The 13,756-nt window shown below is 75.6% G+C and carries 14 protein-coding genes; 3 read left to right on the plus strand and 11 right to left on the minus strand.

Going from position 1 to position 13,756, the window contains the following annotated elements:
• The first annotated feature begins 4 nt into the window (after positions 1 to 4).
• A complete protein-coding gene (locus IU369_RS15110) occupies positions 5 to 814 on the plus strand; it encodes a DNA-formamidopyrimidine glycosylase family protein (RefSeq protein ID WP_217921811.1) in 810 nt (269 codons plus the stop codon).
• A 4-nt stretch (positions 815 to 818) separates the two neighbouring features.
• On the opposite strand, the gene IU369_RS15115 is transcribed toward IU369_RS15110, so the two are convergent.
• Positions 819 to 1,757, minus strand: coding sequence for a YihY/virulence factor BrkB family protein (locus IU369_RS15115; protein WP_217921812.1), 939 nt, complete (start codon positions 1,755 to 1,757; stop codon positions 819 to 821).
• 332 nt (positions 1,758 to 2,089) lie between these two features.
• Between IU369_RS15115 and IU369_RS15120 the strand changes: the two genes are divergently transcribed.
• Positions 2,090 to 2,929 carry an NAD(P)-dependent oxidoreductase gene (locus IU369_RS15120; RefSeq protein WP_217921813.1) on the plus strand — a complete coding sequence of 280 codons (840 nt, stop codon included), beginning with the start codon at positions 2,090 to 2,092 and terminating at the stop codon, positions 2,927 to 2,929.
• A gap of 8 nt (positions 2,930 to 2,937) precedes the next feature.
• Here the strand turns inward: IU369_RS15120 and IU369_RS15125 are convergent, their stop codons facing one another.
• The 9 genes from IU369_RS15125 to metG form a co-directional block, all read right to left on the minus strand.
• Positions 2,938 to 3,189, minus strand: a complete 252-nt coding sequence (locus IU369_RS15125) for a hypothetical protein (RefSeq protein WP_217921814.1) — start codon at positions 3,187 to 3,189, stop codon at positions 2,938 to 2,940.
• A 43-nt stretch (positions 3,190 to 3,232) separates the two neighbouring features.
• Positions 3,233 to 5,320, minus strand: a complete 2,088-nt coding sequence (gene ppk1, locus IU369_RS15130; protein WP_217921815.1) for a polyphosphate kinase 1 — start codon at positions 5,318 to 5,320, stop codon at positions 3,233 to 3,235.
• Positions 5,321 to 5,369: 49 nt separating this feature from the next.
• Entirely contained in the window at positions 5,370 to 6,752 is a 1,383-nt protein-coding gene (locus IU369_RS15135) for a S8 family serine peptidase (protein ID WP_217921816.1), read from the minus strand.
• On the minus strand, positions 6,749 to 7,117 hold the full coding sequence (locus tag IU369_RS15140) for a hypothetical protein (RefSeq protein WP_217921817.1): 369 nt from the start codon (positions 7,115 to 7,117) through the stop codon (positions 6,749 to 6,751). Before IU369_RS15140 ends, IU369_RS15135 begins: the two co-directional genes overlap by 4 nt.
• Positions 7,118 to 7,180: 63 nt before the next feature.
• Positions 7,181 to 8,299 (minus strand): DUF4394 domain-containing protein, encoded by a 1,119-nt coding sequence (locus IU369_RS15145; RefSeq protein WP_217921818.1) that lies wholly within the window; start codon positions 8,297 to 8,299, stop codon positions 7,181 to 7,183.
• Between the two features lie 116 nt (positions 8,300 to 8,415).
• Positions 8,416 to 9,267 carry a 4-(cytidine 5'-diphospho)-2-C-methyl-D-erythritol kinase gene (locus IU369_RS15150; protein WP_217921819.1) on the minus strand — a complete coding sequence of 284 codons (852 nt, stop codon included), beginning with the start codon at positions 9,265 to 9,267 and terminating at the stop codon, positions 8,416 to 8,418.
• Complete coding sequence (rsmA, locus tag IU369_RS15155; protein WP_217921820.1) at positions 9,255 to 10,052, minus strand: 16S rRNA (adenine(1518)-N(6)/adenine(1519)-N(6))-dimethyltransferase RsmA; 798 nt, start codon at positions 10,050 to 10,052, stop codon at positions 9,255 to 9,257. Before rsmA ends, IU369_RS15150 begins: the two co-directional genes overlap by 13 nt.
• A gap of 25 nt (positions 10,053 to 10,077) precedes the next feature.
• The gene (locus IU369_RS15160) at positions 10,078 to 10,902 is read right to left on the minus strand and encodes a TatD family hydrolase (RefSeq protein ID WP_281426249.1); all 825 of its coding nucleotides are present in this window, start codon (positions 10,900 to 10,902) and stop codon (positions 10,078 to 10,080) included.
• Entirely contained in the window at positions 10,824 to 12,356 is a 1,533-nt protein-coding gene (gene metG / locus IU369_RS15165; protein WP_217921822.1) for a methionine--tRNA ligase, read from the minus strand. The genes IU369_RS15160 and metG overlap by 79 nt, the downstream gene beginning before the upstream one ends.
• Before the next feature lie 26 nt (positions 12,357 to 12,382).
• On the opposite strand from metG, the gene IU369_RS15170 reads away from it, so the two are divergent.
• Complete coding sequence (locus IU369_RS15170; RefSeq protein WP_217921823.1) at positions 12,383 to 12,910, plus strand: nucleotidyltransferase domain-containing protein; 528 nt, start codon at positions 12,383 to 12,385, stop codon at positions 12,908 to 12,910.
• On the opposite strand, the gene rsmI is transcribed toward IU369_RS15170, so the two are convergent.
• Positions 12,862 to 13,728 (minus strand): 16S rRNA (cytidine(1402)-2'-O)-methyltransferase, encoded by an 867-nt coding sequence (gene rsmI / locus IU369_RS15175; protein WP_217921824.1) that lies wholly within the window; start codon positions 13,726 to 13,728, stop codon positions 12,862 to 12,864. The genes IU369_RS15170 and rsmI overlap by 49 nt on opposite strands.
• Positions 13,729 to 13,756 lie beyond the last annotated feature (28 nt).

Here is a 13,756-nt window from a genome sequence, read left to right on the forward strand (position 1 = left end):
ACGGATGCCGGAGGGACAGGTCAGCCACCGCAACGCGATCCGCTTCGGCGCGGCCCTCACGGGGCGGGAGCTCGTGCGGGTCGACGCACCCGACCCGCGGCTCGCCGACCGGGGCATCCCCGCCCTGCTGACGGGCGACCGGGTCACCGCCGCCGAGGCGGTCGGCAAGCACCACCTGCTGCGCTTCGCGAGCGGCCGCGTGCTGCACTCGCACCTGATGATGAGCGGGGTGTGGCGGCTCATGCCCGTCGGCCGCCCGCCGCGGCCCGGCGGCATGATGCTGGCCCTCTGGACGTCCTCGCACGTCGCGGCGCTGTACCGCTGCCCGAACGTCCGGCTGCTGGAGCCCGGCGAGCCGCTGCCCCGCGGCCTGCGGGCGACGGGACCGGACCTGCTCGACGACGCGGTCGACCCGGCCGCCGCGACGACCGCCGCCCTCGCGCGGCTGGAGCCGACCCGCGAGGTCGGGGAGGCGCTGATGGACCAGCGCGTCGTGGCGGGCATCGGGAACGTCTACAAGAGCGAGACGTGCTTCCTCACCGGCATCGACCCCTGGCGGCCGGTGGGCGGGCTGACCGCGGAGGAGGCGGCCGCCCTCGGCGCCGAGGCCGCGCGGCTGCTGGCGCTGGGCGTCAGCGACCGCGGGCCGATCCGCACCTGGCGGCCGCCCGACGCGCCGCCGTGGGCCCGCGAGCGCACCTGGGTCTACAACCGCCGGGGGCGTCCCTGCCGCCGCTGCGGCACGCGCATCCGCTCCCGCGGGCAGGGCGACGCGAACCGCACGACCTACTGGTGCCCGACCTGCCAGCGGTGACGGGCTACATCACCCGGGTCGCGTCGGCCGCGGCGGCGCGCGCCTCGCGGTGGCGCTGGCGCATCGCGTAGATCTGTTCGTTGACCTCCGCCCCGATGAGGAGCGACACGCAGGTCAGGAACAGGAAGATCAGGTAGATCGCGGCGCCGGCGAGCGCCCCGTAGACGGTCTTGTACGAGTCGAAGTTCTCGATGTAGAGGGCGAACAGGCGGGTCACGCCGATCCACAGGGCGACGCCGATCAGCGCCCCCGGCACCGACGCGAGGATGCGCCGGCGCGGCGCGTTCGGCCCGAAGTGGTACACCGCGACGGTGAAGAGGAGCAGGCTGCCGGTGCCGATGAGGTAGAGGATGCGGCCCGCGACGTTCGGCGCGCCCTTGCCGAAGATCTGCTCGGCGACGGCCTCCACCAGGCGCGACCCGCCGATCAGCGCCAGCGTCGTCGCGACGACCAGGACGCTCGTCGCGATCGCGATCGCGAGCGCCGCCAGCTTGCCGCGCACCCACGGGCGGTGCGGGACGCCGCGGATGCGGTCGAGCCCTCCGACGAGGGACCCCATGACGTTCGCCGAGACGTACAGGGCGGCGATCAGGCCGATCGTCAGGAACAGGGCGGCCTGGCCGGTGTTCGCCGTCGCGGACCGCAGCGACGAGCGGAGCAGCTCGCGCAGCTCGACGGGGATGGCGTTGTCGGCGTCGTCGACGAGGAACTCGTCGAAGGTGTCCGGCTCCGCCACGAGCCCGACGATCGAGACGAGCACGAACAGGAACGGAACCGTCGCGAGGAAGGCGTTGTAGGCGAACTGGCTCGCGACGCCGGTGATGTCGTCGGCGACGGACCGGCGGGTCGTCCCGCTGACGACCTGGACGACCCATCCGGAGAGGCGGCGCAGCGGGCCCGCGACGGATCGCACGCGCGAGGCCGTGGTGGGGACGGTGCTCACGGGGTGATTATCCGCCGTCGGGCCGGATCCCGAACCGGGATCCCGCCGCGGGGGGCCCGTCGCGACCGCCCGCCCGCCCCCCGGGGGGCACCGATACTCCCCCTTCGGCGAGTCCCCGCACCACCCCGACTCGCCCCCCGGGGGGCGAAAAGGCCCATGACCGTAGTCATGCTCCTGCTCGAGGGTCGTCCTACTGCCCCCGCGCGGCAGTTCGAGGATTCGAGGAGCTCGGGCACAGCGACTCGGATCTTCTGGGCACCGCTCCCACGGCGACGTGGTCGAGCGCCGGGACGACCCTCGAGTCTCCCCCCGCCCCCGCTATCGTGGGGGCGATGCGGATCGGCTTCGTCGGCGCGGGACTGATGGGATCCGGGATGATCCGCAACCTCGCGGACGCCGGGCACGAGGTCGTCCTCCACGCCCGGACGTCGTCGCGGGCCGCGGGACTCCCCGTCACCCTGGCCGGGTCGATCGCCGAGGCGATGGACGGCGCCGACCTCGCGTGCTCGTGCGTCACCGACTCCCCCGACGTGCGGGTCGTCGTGGACGGCCTGCTGGACGCCGCCTCCCCGCCCCCGGTGCTCGTCGAGATGAGCACCATCGCCCCCGCCGTCGCCCGGGAGCTCGCGGAGCGCTGCGCCGCGCGCGGCGTGGCGTACCTCGACTGCCCGGTCAGCGGCGGCCCCACGGGCGCGGCGGCCGGCACGCTCGCCGTCATGTGCGGCGGCGACGCCGACGCCCTCGCCCGGGCCGTCCCCGCACTCGACGCGATGGGCGACCCGGAGAAGCGGTTCCACTGCGGACCCGTCGGCCTCGGGCTCGTCGCGAAGCTGGTGAACAACATGCTCGTCGCGACCATCACGACGGCCACGGCGGAGGCCCTCGGCCGCGGTCAGCGCGCCGGCCTGGACCCGGCGCTCGCCCGGGAGATCGTGATGCGGTCGTCCGGCGACTCGTGGCAGCTGCGCAACCTCTTCGCGCGGGTGCTGGAGGGCGACCACGTCCCCGGCTTCACGGTCCGCAACCTGCTGAAGGACCTGGGTCACGCCCGCGACCTCGACGACCGCGTGCCGCCGCTCGCCGACGCCGCGGCGGATCTGCTGCGACAGGTGCCCGCCGATCTCGACTACGGCGCCGTCGCCCGCCTCACGATGGACCTGCCGGGGGAGTAGGCCGGGGCCTACTTCGACTGCGACAGCAGGACGGCCAGGTCCGCGTACGACAACCCGTCCGGCGTGACGGGGAGGCCGAGGTCGTGCTCGATGGCGGCCGACAGCGCACGGGCGCGCTCCAGGACCGCCTTGTGCACGGGCTGTCCGGGCGCCGACTCGGCGATCCGCTTGGCCTCGTTGCGGAGCTGGTTGAGGTCGGCGGCGGGGCTGTTGAAGCTCGGCTTCGCCGGGGGGGTCCACGTGGGGGTGTCGCTGCTCATCGACCCAGGTTACCGCACGCCCGGCGGGCGGTGCCGGTGTCGATCAGCCCGCCCGCGCCTGGCGCGCCGCGAGGTCCATCAGCGCGTCCTGGGAGTTGAGGGGCTCCTCCCCGGGGGCGGGCACGACCCGCGCCCACGTCCCGTCGGACGCGAGCTCCCACGCGAGGGCGGTGTCGGCCATCTGCAGGTCGAGGACCGTCTGGATCTCGGCGCAGGCGTCGGGATCGTCCACCGGCGCGACCAGCTCGACGCGGTTGTCGAGGTTGCGGGCCATCATGTCGGCCGACCCGATCCAGTAGGTCGTGGCCCCGCCGACGGTGAAGGCGAACACGCGGGCGTGCTCGAGGAACCGCCCGACGATCGACAGGACCCTCACGTTCTCGCTCAGCCCCGGGACGCCGGGTCGAAGGCCGGTGATGCCCCGCACGATCAGGTCGACGGGGACCCCCGCCTGCGAGGCGCGGTAGATCGCCGCGATCACCGGCCCGTCGATGATCGAGTTCATCTTCATCACGACCCGCGAGGGGTGCTCGGCGCTGTGCCCGTCGATCGCGCGCTGGATCTCGCGGATGACGCCGTCGCGCAGGTGCGCGGGGGCGACCAGGGCGCGCCGGTAGCTCGGGGGCCGGGCGAAGCCGGTGAGGTGGTTGAAGAGGTCGGCGACGTCCTCCACGAGGTCCTCGCGGCAGGTGAAGAGGCCGAGGTCGGTGTAGAGCCGCGCGGTGGACGGGTTGTAGTTGCCCGTCCCGATGTGGACGTAGCGCCGCACCCGGTCGCCCTCGCGGCGGACGACGAGGGCGAGCTTCGCGTGGGTCTTCAGGCCCGTCAGCCCGTAGACGACGTGGACGCCGGAGCGCTCCAGCGCCCGCGCCCACTGGATGTTGCGCTCCTCGTCGAACCGGGCCTGCACCTCGACGAGGCAGACGGTCTGCTTGCCCTGCTCGGCGGCGCGCATCAGCGCCGGCACGATCGGGGAGTCGCCGCTGGTGCGGTACACGGTCTGCTTGATGGCGAGGACGTTCGGGTCCTCCACCGCCTGCTCGACGAACCGCTCGACGCTGGAGGTGAAGTCGTCGTAGGGGTGGTGCACGAGGATGTCGCCGGAGCGCATCGCGGCGAACATGTCGATGCGCTCGCCCTCCTCGGGGCGCAGGCGCGGACGGGTGCGCGGCTCCCAGCTCGTGTCGCGCAACGCGGGCCGGTCGAGGGACGCGAGGGCCCAGAGCGCCGTCAGGTCGAGCATGCCGGGGATGCGGAACGTGTCGCGCGCCCCGACCTCCATCGCCTCCATCAGCTCGTCGACGAGGGAGTCGGACGCCCCCTCCTCGACCTCGAGGCGCACGACGTGGCCGAAGCGGCGGCGGCGCAGCTGCGCCTCGACCGCGCCGATCAGGTCGTCGGACTCGTCGGAGATCGAGAAGTCGGCGTCGCGGGTGACCCGGAAGCGGCTCGTCCCGACGACCCGCATGCCGGGGAAGAGGCGGTCGAGGTGGGCCTCGATGATGTCCTCGAGGGGCACCATCCGCGGCCCGACGGGCAGCAGCCGCGGGAGGCGCGGCGGCACCTTGATCCGCGCGAACCGGCTCTCGCCGGTGACGGGGTCGCGGACCCGCAGGCCCAGGTTGAGCGAGAGCCCCGAGATGTACGGGAACGGCAGGCCGGGGCCGACGGCGAGGGGCGTCAGGACGGGGTACACGGCGCGGTCGAACTCGGCGTCGACCTCCCGCCGCTGGGCGGGCGTCAAGTCGCGGTACGACGCGACCTCGATGCCTTGCTCCGCCAGCTCGGGCCGGAGGTCCTCACGCCAGATGCGGCACTGCTCGTCGGTCATCTCGCGCACGCGGGCGGCGACCCGGTCGAGCACGGCCTCCCGCGGCAGCTGGTCGGGCGTGGAGGGCAGGCGGCCCGCCTCCATCGCGTCCTGCACGGCCGCGACGCGGACCATGAAGAACTCGTCGAGATTGCTGGAGAAGATCGCGAGGAACTTGCACCGCTCGAGCAGGGGCGTGCCCGGCTCCCGGGCGAGCGCCAGCACGCGCTCGTTGAAGTCGAGCCAGGAGAGCTCGCGGTTGATGTAGAACGCCGGGTCCGAGAGGTCGGGGACCGGTCGCGCCTCGGGTGCCGTCGTCATCGTGCGCCCATTGTGGACGTCGCCCCGCCCCGGGCATAGCCCCGGCCCGTCACTGTCGCGCCCGGCTGACGTCGAGGCGGTACGGGAGCGTGCCGCGGCCCGCGCGCGACTCGCCGCCACGGATGCCGCGGACCTCGAGGGAGTACATGCCCGTCGTCGGGGCGGCCACGCTGATGCGCTCGTCGGCGCGGGGGCCGAGGGAGGCGGCGACGAGCCACGTGCGCGCGACCGCGGGGCCGCGGCGCCCGCTGGGCGTGCCGGGACGCCACAGGAGCAGGTCGAGGTCGCCGCCCTGCGGCGCCCCCTGGGGCGCGAGCGTGGCGGTGACGGCCTCCCCGGCGCGGAGGGCGACGCGGAAGACGTCGGCGGGGTCGCTCCAGCTGCCGGTGCGGCCGCGGCGGACGGCGGTGTCGGGTCCGGTCACGGTGAGCAGCGGACGCGTGCCGGCGGCGATGTCGATGTCGTCGTTCGGCTCCGTGTCGCCGGGGACGGGCGGCCGGGCGGCGAGGGCGGCGGCGAGGTCGAGGGCCCCGGCGCCGGTCGCGCTGTCGACCCCCGTGGGCGGCACGTCGCGCGCCGAGTCCTCCAGCACCATCCGGACCTGCTGCGCCGAGAGCCCGGGCCGGCGGGCCATGAGGCGGGCGGCGGCGCCGGTGACGACGGCGGCCGCCATCGACGTGCCGGTCCGGGTCACGAGCCCCTGGGCGCTGACGCCGGGCAGGCCCCGGGGCGGCGTCGACGCGACGTCCTGCCCGGGCGCGGCGATCGCCACCTGGTCGCCGCGCTCCGAGATGCCGAGCGCGCGGCCGTCGGCGCCGAGCGCCGCGACGGCCAGCACCTGGCGGTAGGCGCCCGGGTAGTCGGGGCCGCCGGACCGCCCGCCGGAGTTGCCGACCGCGGCCACGACCAGCGCCCCCTGCCGGGTTGCGTCGTCGATCGCCCGCTGCTCCTGGGCGGAGAACCCCCGCCCCCCGAAGGAGATGTTGATGACGCGGGCCCCGCGGGCGGCGGCGTACCGCACGCCGCGCACCAGCGCCGAGGTCGTGGTGCGGCCGTCGGCGTCGGCGATCGTGACGGGGAGGATGCGCGCGTCGGCGACGCCGCTCCCGCCGACGCCGTTGCCGGACGTCGCCGCGATGATCCCCGCGACGTGCGTGCCGTGCCCCTCGGGGTCGCGGAGGGGGTCGGGCGACCCCGGCACGAAGCTGCGGCCCCCCTGCGTCACGACGACGCCGGCGAGGTCCGGGTCGGTGCGGTCGACGCCGGTGTCGAGGACGGCCACGAGGGGGCGGCGCCCGCCGGTCGCCGGCGGCGTCCAGTTGATCTGCGCCAGGAAGCCCTGACGCGACGTGAGGGGGTCGGTGCCCGGGATGGCGGGACCCGGCCGCGAGAAGGCGGGCACCGGAGCGGGCGGGAGGTCGGCCGGGCTCACACCCGCCAGCGAGCGGCGATGAGCACGAGGCCGACGATAAGGACGATCGCGACGATCAGCCCCGCGACGAGGGACAGCCCGACGACCAGCGGGATGACGACGACGATCGCCTGCGCGATGGCGACGATCCAGAGCAGGTCGCGCAGCAGGCCGGGGCGCACGCGCGTCGCCCCCATGACGCTCAGGGCCAGCACGACGACCGCGAGGGTCGCGAGCAGCACCGCGCTGGGGCGCCAGATCAGGAAGCCGACGACCTCGACCAGGGCGAGGACGCCGGACAGCATGAACCGGCGTCCGCGGATCCTCTGCCGGAGGCGCTCACGGGCCGACGAGGGACGGGCCTCGATGATCAGCGGGTCGTTCACCGGGTCCGAGTGTAGCGCCGTCCCCCGGCGGCTCCGCCGCCGCCGGGGGACGTGTCGGCGGTGTTACCTCGTGACGAGCACGCGGACCGTGGTGGCCGTGCGCGCGCCCTTCTCGTCGGTGACCCGCACGCCGATCGTGCGGACGCCCGCGGGCAGGCCGAGACGGATCGAGGCGCCCGACGCGTCGTCGAACGCGCCGTCGCCGTCGGTGTCCCACGCGACCGCGGAGACGGCCCCGTCGGGGTCCGCCGCCTGGGCGATGTAGGCGGCCCTCTGGTTCGGCTTCGGCCGGAGGGTGGTCTTCACGATCTGGACGTTCGGCGCCGTGTTCGCCTTCGGGGAGGTCACCTCCTGGCGGGCGGCGAGGCCCGTGACGGTGAGACGCGGGGTGCCCTTGGTGCGGAGGAGGCTCCCCGTCGCGATCGGGCCGAGCTCGGTGGCCCTGCCGGTGGTGATGTCCACCCGGTAGAGGACCGCGCCGGTGCCGCCCATCGGCGTCGTGGTCATGAAGCCGAGGTTGCCGGCGCCGGCGATGTCGAACGACGTCGCGTCGCCGACGTCCACGCCGAGCGGCTTCGGGTCGGTGAGCGTGCCCGCGTTCGGCGGGTTCTGCACCGAGAGGGTGTTCGCGGCGGAGTCGATCGCGTAGAGCGTCGTCGTCGCGGGGCGGACCGCCGAGACCGTCGAGTTGGTGTAGGCGCTCGCCACGACCGAGGGGTCGCCGGGGTTCAGCGCGCCGTCGGGGCTCGCGGCGCCGTGGTTGCCGGTCGCGAAGGCGATCCGGTAGTTCTGCTCGGCGTTGCTCGTGATGCGCAGGGCGTCCGGCACCGGGTTGGTGTCGACGCCGAACGACGTGCCGTTCAGGCCGGGCGCGAAGCCCGTGCCGATGGCGGTCGCCGCGCCGGTGTCGGGGTTGATCGTGTAGACGACGCTGTTCGAGCCGACGCCGACCAGGTCGCCCGTCGCGGGTCGCACGTCGATGCCGACGAGCGACACGCCCGCCGGCAGCCCGGTCACGGGCGCGCTGTCGAGGATCACGCCGGGATGACGGGAGTCGAGGCGGTGCAGGTTCCCGGCCGAGTCGGTGATGTACATGTCGCGGGCCTGTGCGGCGGCGGGGGCCACCAGTGCGAGTGCGGCGCCGAGTGCGAGCGCGCGGCGACCGAAGGTGCGTCGGGCCATGTCGTTCCTCTCCGTGGACGCGTGTCGCTCCGCGATACGTCCGGTGGGGCCGGACGGTTCACCGGACGGCACCCCGGCCGTTCGCCGGGAACCCTCCGCGGCGAACGGGCGCGACCTCAGTCCGCGACGATCCGGACCCCTCCGGCCGCGGGGGTGACGACCGCCCGGAAACCGTCGCCGGGGATCGCGGCGGCGATGCGCCGGGCGGCGTCCACGTCGGGGGCGAACCCGGCGACGCACGATCCGCTGCCGCAGAGCAGCACGGGGCCGGCGCCCGCGGCGGCGAGGGCCCGGACGGTGCGGCCGAGCGCGGGCCGCAGCGCGAACGCCGGCGGCCACAGGTCGTTGCGCACCCACGCCGCGAGCCCCTCGAAGCTCCCGGGCGCGTCGCCGGGGCCGGCCGGGGGACGCGGCGGGGGGAGCCGGTCGAAGGCGCGGTAGACCTCGGGTGTCGCGAGGCCGGGGTCGCGGCGCAGGAGGACCGCGGCGAACGGCGGGGTCGTCCCCGCGGTGAGGCGCTCCCCGCGCCCCTCCCCCCACCGGGCGCCGCCGCGCACGAAGAACGGCACGTCCGAGCCGACGCGCGCGGCGACCCGCTCGAGGGCGTCGACGCCGAGGCGGAGGTCGTGGAGGCGGTCGACCCCGACGAGCGTGGCGGCGGCGTCGCTCGACCCGCCCCCGAGGCCCGCCCGGCTGGGGATCGCCTTCTCGATGACGACCTCGGCGGGGAGCGACCGGCCGGTCTCCCGCTCCAGGGCGTCGATCGCCGCCCACGCGAGGTTGCCGGGCCCGTCGACGCCGGGGCACCGCACCACGCGCCCGGCGGCGTGGGAGACGCGGACGACGTCGGCGGGGCCGTCGAGCGCGACCATCAGGGTGCGGACCGGGTGGTAGCCGTCGGCGGCGAGGGGGCCGACCAGCAGGCGGAGGTTGAGCTTCGGGGGCGCGAGGAGCGTCACCCGCTCCACTGCAGCTCCTCCGCGAGGCGTGCGAAGTCGGGCGGGGCGACCTGCTCCGGCCGGGCCGCGGGCGGCAGGCCGACGGCGGCGATGGCGCGGGCGGCCTCCGGCTTCGGGCAGCCCGCCTGCGCGAGGGCGTTGGCGAGGGTCTTGCGCCGCGACGAGAACGCGGCGCGGACGACCCGCCGGACCTCCGGCGACGGCGCCGGCGCGACCCGGCGGAACGCGACGAGTGCGGAGTCGACGCGGGGCCGCGGGACGAACACCTCGCGGCCGACCTGGCGGCGGAACGTCGGCGCGAGGCTCAGCCGCAGCAGCACCGAGGGCCCCCCGTACTGGCGGCCGCCGGGCTCCGCGAGCCACCGGTCGGCGACCTCCCGCTGCACCATCACGCACCAGCGGTCGAGGGACGGCAGCCGCCACGTGCTCTCCAGCATCAGCGGGGTCGCGATGTCGTAGGGGAGGTTCGCGACGAGGGCCGTCGGCGGCGGGTCGAGGGCCTCCCAGTCGAGCTTCATCACGTCCCCCCACGCGAGGGACACGTTGCGGAGGCCGGACAGGGCGTCCGCGAGGGCGGGCGCGAGGCGCCGGTCGAGCTCGACGGCGTGCACCCGGGACGCGGCGCGCGCGAGGGCGACCGTCAGGACGCCGAGGCCGGCGCCGACCTCCAGGACGACGTCGTCCGGGCCGACGGCCGCCTCGCGCACGGCGAGGTCGACGAGGTTCTCGTCGAGGAGGAAGTGCTGGCCGAGGTCGGTGTCGGGGCGCAGGCCGTGCTCGGCGAGCAGGCGCATGACGCCCACCCGGCCCGAGCCGGGCTCACCAGCCGAAGACGCGGGCGGCGTTGGCGGAGGTGAGCTCGTCGAGCTCCGCCTCGGTGACGCCGCGCAGGTCCGCGATGAAGCGGAGGGTGTGCGCGACATTGGCCGGCCGGTTCGGGCGCCCGCGGCGCGGCACCGGCGCCAGGTACGGGCTGTCGGTCTCGACCAGCAGCAGCTCCGCCGGCACGTCCCGTGCGGCGCGCTGCAGGTCGAGGGACTTCGGGAACGTCACGGGCCCCGCGAAGCTCAGGACGTAGCCCCGCGCGACGACCTCGTCGAGGTGCTCGGGCAGCGAGAAGCAGTGGAGGACGACGGGGTGGCCGGCGGCCTCCGCGGCGAGCATGTCGAGCGTCTCGCGCGCCGCGTCGCGGGTGTGGATGACGAGCGGCAACCCGACCTCGCGGGCCAGCGCGATCTGGGCGCTGAACGCGCGGCGCTGGTTGGCGGGACGGGCGTGGTCGCGGTGGTGGTCGAGCCCGCACTCGCCGACCGCGACCACCTTCGGGTCGGCGCAGAGGTCGCGCATCCAGGCGATGTCGTCGTCGGTGAACCCGTCGGCGTCGTTCGGGTGGACGCCGACGGCCGCGTGGACGCCGGGGTGCTCCCGCGTCAGCGCCACGGCACGCTCGCTCGACTCCCTGCCGACGCCGATCGCCACGATCCGCTCGACCCCGGCGGCGGCCGCCTCGGCCACCAGCTCCGCCGGCGGCACCTCGCAGGAGTCGAGGTGGGCGTGCGAGTCGACTACGCCGCCTCCTCCTCCACGCGGGGGAACAGCTGGCCCGACGGCGCGACGGTGGCGCCCGGCCGGCCGGCGCCCCAGGCGGCGTCGGCGATCGCGACGGCGGCGGGGTCCTGCCCGAGCGCGGCGAGGATCGACTCCGCCGACCCCGGGATGACCGGCCACAGCAGGATCGCCACGGCGCGCAGGCCCTCCGCGAGGGTGTGCAGGGTCTGGTCGAGCTCGCCGGCGCGGGCGGGGTCCTTCGCGAGGGTCCAGGGGGCCCGCTGCTCGACGAGGCGGTTGAGGCGCTGGACGAGGCGCCACACGTCCTCGATGCCGCGTGACACGTCGAGGCGCTCGAACGCGGTCGTGAGGGACGCGGTCGCCGCGGACACCTCCCCGGCGATCTCCCCGTCGGCCCCGCCGTCGGGGGGCACGACACCGCCGCGGTAGCGGCCGATCATGCTCACCACGCGGTTGAGGAGGTTCCCCAGCTCGTTCGCGAGCTCCTGCGAGTAGCGGCCCTCGAAGCCCTCGGCGGTGAACGTCCCGTCCTCCCCGAAGCGCACCTCGCGGGCGAGGTAGTAGCGCAGGGCGTCGATGCCGTACGACTCGATGAACGGGAACGGGTCGACCACGTTGCCCGTGGTCTTGCTCATCTTCTCGCCACCCTTGAGGACGTAGCCGTGGATCATCAGCCGGCGGGGCAGCTCGAGGCCGGCCGCCATCAGCATCGCCGGCCAGATCACCGCGTGGAACTTGAGGATGTCCTTCGCCATCAGCTGCAGGTCGGGCGGCCAGAAGCGCTCGACGAGGTCCTCGCCGGGCCGCGCGTACCCGAGCGCGGTGCGGTAGTTGAGGAGGGCGTCGATCCAGACGTAGATCGTCTGCTCCGGGTCCCACGGGACGGGGACGCCCCACTCCACCTGCGCCCGCGACACCGAGAGGTCGTCGAGGCCCTGCTCGATCATCCGGCGGGCCTCGTTGTAGCGCGCCTGCGGCTGCACCCAGCCGGGGTCGGCGTCGTAGTGCTCCAGCAGCCGGTCGCGGTACGCGGAGAGGCGGAAGAACCAGTTCTCCTCCTCGACCCACTCGACGGGCGTCTTGTGGACCGGGCAGAGGCGCCCCTCCAGCAGGTCGCCCTCGGCGTAGAACGCCTCGCTGGCGGAGCAGTACCAGCCGCCGTAGCTGCCCTTGTAGACGTCGCCGGAGTCGTGGAGGCCCTGGAAGATCCGGGCGACCTCCGCCTCGTGCTCGAGGTCGGTGGTGCGGATGAAGAAGTCGTAGGTCGCGTCGAGCAGGCCGCCGAGGTCGCGGAAGCGGGCCGAGAGGATGTCGGCGTGCTCGCGCGGGGTGCGGCCCTCCCTCTCGGCCGACGTGGCGATCTTGCCGCCGTGCTCGTCGGTGCCGGTCAGGAAGAAGACCTCCTCGCCGAGCTGCCGGTGATGGCGGGCGAGGATGTCGGCCATGATCGTCGTGTACGCGTGCCCGATGTGCGGGTCCGCGTTGACGTAGTAGATCGGCGTCGTGAGGTAGAAGCGTCCGTCGGCCACGACCCCGGAGTGTAGTGCCACAGCCGTTGCCCCCGCGCTGCCACGCCGCCCTGATCGCCGTCGCCGCCCGCCTCGACGCGGCGGGGGTGCGCTGGGTGCTGGCGGGGAGCGCCGGGCGGGCGCTGCTCGGGCACCGGGTGCGCCCCCGCGACATCGACGTGGAGGTGGCCGTCGCCGACGCCGCCGCGGCGGAGGCCGCCCTCGGCGTCGCGTTGTCCCCGAGCTCCGGCGGGGGGCGGTCGTCGCGGCGCGGCGGGACGTGGGTCGCGGGCGTCGAGGTCGACGTGACGGCCGGGTTCGCCGCGGAGGGCCCCGCGTGGACGCTGGCGGCGGACGACGACGCCCAGCTCGCCGCGCGGCACCTCGTCCGGCTGGGCGACCGGACGGTCCCGGTGGCCCCCGTCGAGGAGGCCGTCGCGCGGGCGCTGGTGCTGGGCGACCGCGCGGCGGTCGCGCGGGTGGCGTCCCAGGCCGCCGCGGGGGACGCGGCGCCCCCGCGGGTCTCCTACGTGCTGCGGCGCCTCTCCTCGGCGACCTCGAGGGCGACCCGGTAGGCCCGGTTGCGGGGGGCGGCGCCGAGGAGGGCGGCGACCTCGGCGGCGCGTCCCGCCCCGAGGCCGGCGTCGAGGAGGACGGCCAGGGCCTCCCGCAGCGGCCCGTCCGCGGCGGCGGTCGCGGCGTCGCCGTCGGCGGGCGGCGCGGGGGCGACGACGACGGCGATCTCTCCGCGGGGGGGCTCGGTGACGCGGGCGGCGAGCTCGGCGGCCGTCCCCCGCAGGACCTCCTCGTGCATCTTCGTCAGCTCGCGGCAGACGGCGACGGGGCGGTCCGGCATGCGGGCGGCGAGGTCGGCGAGGAGGGCGGGGAGCCGCTGCGGGCTCTCGTAGGCCACGACGGGGACGGGCGACCCGGCGAGCGCGTCGAGGGCGGCGCGGCGCTCGGCCCCCTTGCGCGGCACGAACCCCGCGAACGCGAAGCCGTCGCCCTCGCCGAGACCCGAGACGGCGAGCGCCGCGGTCACGGCGCTCGGCCCCGGGACCACGTCGACGGGCAGGCCGGCGGCGACCGCCGCGCGGACGAGGCGGGCCCCCGGGTCGCTCACGAGCGGCATCCCCGCGTCGCTGACGAGGACCACGTGCGCGCCGGTCTCCATGCGGCCGACGAGATCGGCCGTCCGGGCCGCCTCGTTGTGCCGGTGGACCGCCACCATCCGCGCCCCGGATCCCGCGTGACGCAGGAGAACGGCGGTGCGGCGCGTATCCTCGCAGGCGACCAGATCGGCGCCGCGGAGGCACTCGGCGGCCCGCGGGGAGAGGTCGGCCAGGTTGCCGATCGGGGTCCCCACGACCGTCAGGCCTCCCGCTCCCTCCACGGCGGCCCCTTCCCGAGTTCGACGGTCG

Source organism: Miltoncostaea oceani, from assembly GCF_018141545.1.
Lineage (GTDB): Bacteria > Actinomycetota > Thermoleophilia > Miltoncostaeales > Miltoncostaeaceae > Miltoncostaea > Miltoncostaea oceani.

Excerpts from the sequence above, each read along its gene's own strand:
- IU369_RS15125 (WP_217921814.1), bottom strand. The coding sequence starts at position 3,189 with ATGAGCAGCGACACCCCCACGTGGACCCCCCCGGCGAAGCCGAGCTTC.
- IU369_RS15110 (WP_217921811.1), top strand. The coding sequence starts at position 5 with ATGCCGGAGGGACAGGTCAGCCACCGCAACGCGATCCGCTTCGGCGCG.
- IU369_RS15120 (WP_217921813.1), top strand. The coding sequence starts at position 2,090 with ATGCGGATCGGCTTCGTCGGCGCGGGACTGATGGGATCCGGGATGATC.
- IU369_RS15145 (WP_217921818.1), bottom strand. The coding sequence starts at position 8,299 with ATGGCCCGACGCACCTTCGGTCGCCGCGCGCTCGCACTCGGCGCCGCA.
- ppk1 (WP_217921815.1), bottom strand. The coding sequence starts at position 5,320 with ATGACGACGGCACCCGAGGCGCGACCGGTCCCCGACCTCTCGGACCCG.
- rsmA (WP_217921820.1), bottom strand. The coding sequence starts at position 10,052 with ATGCGCCTGCTCGCCGAGCACGGCCTGCGCCCCGACACCGACCTCGGC.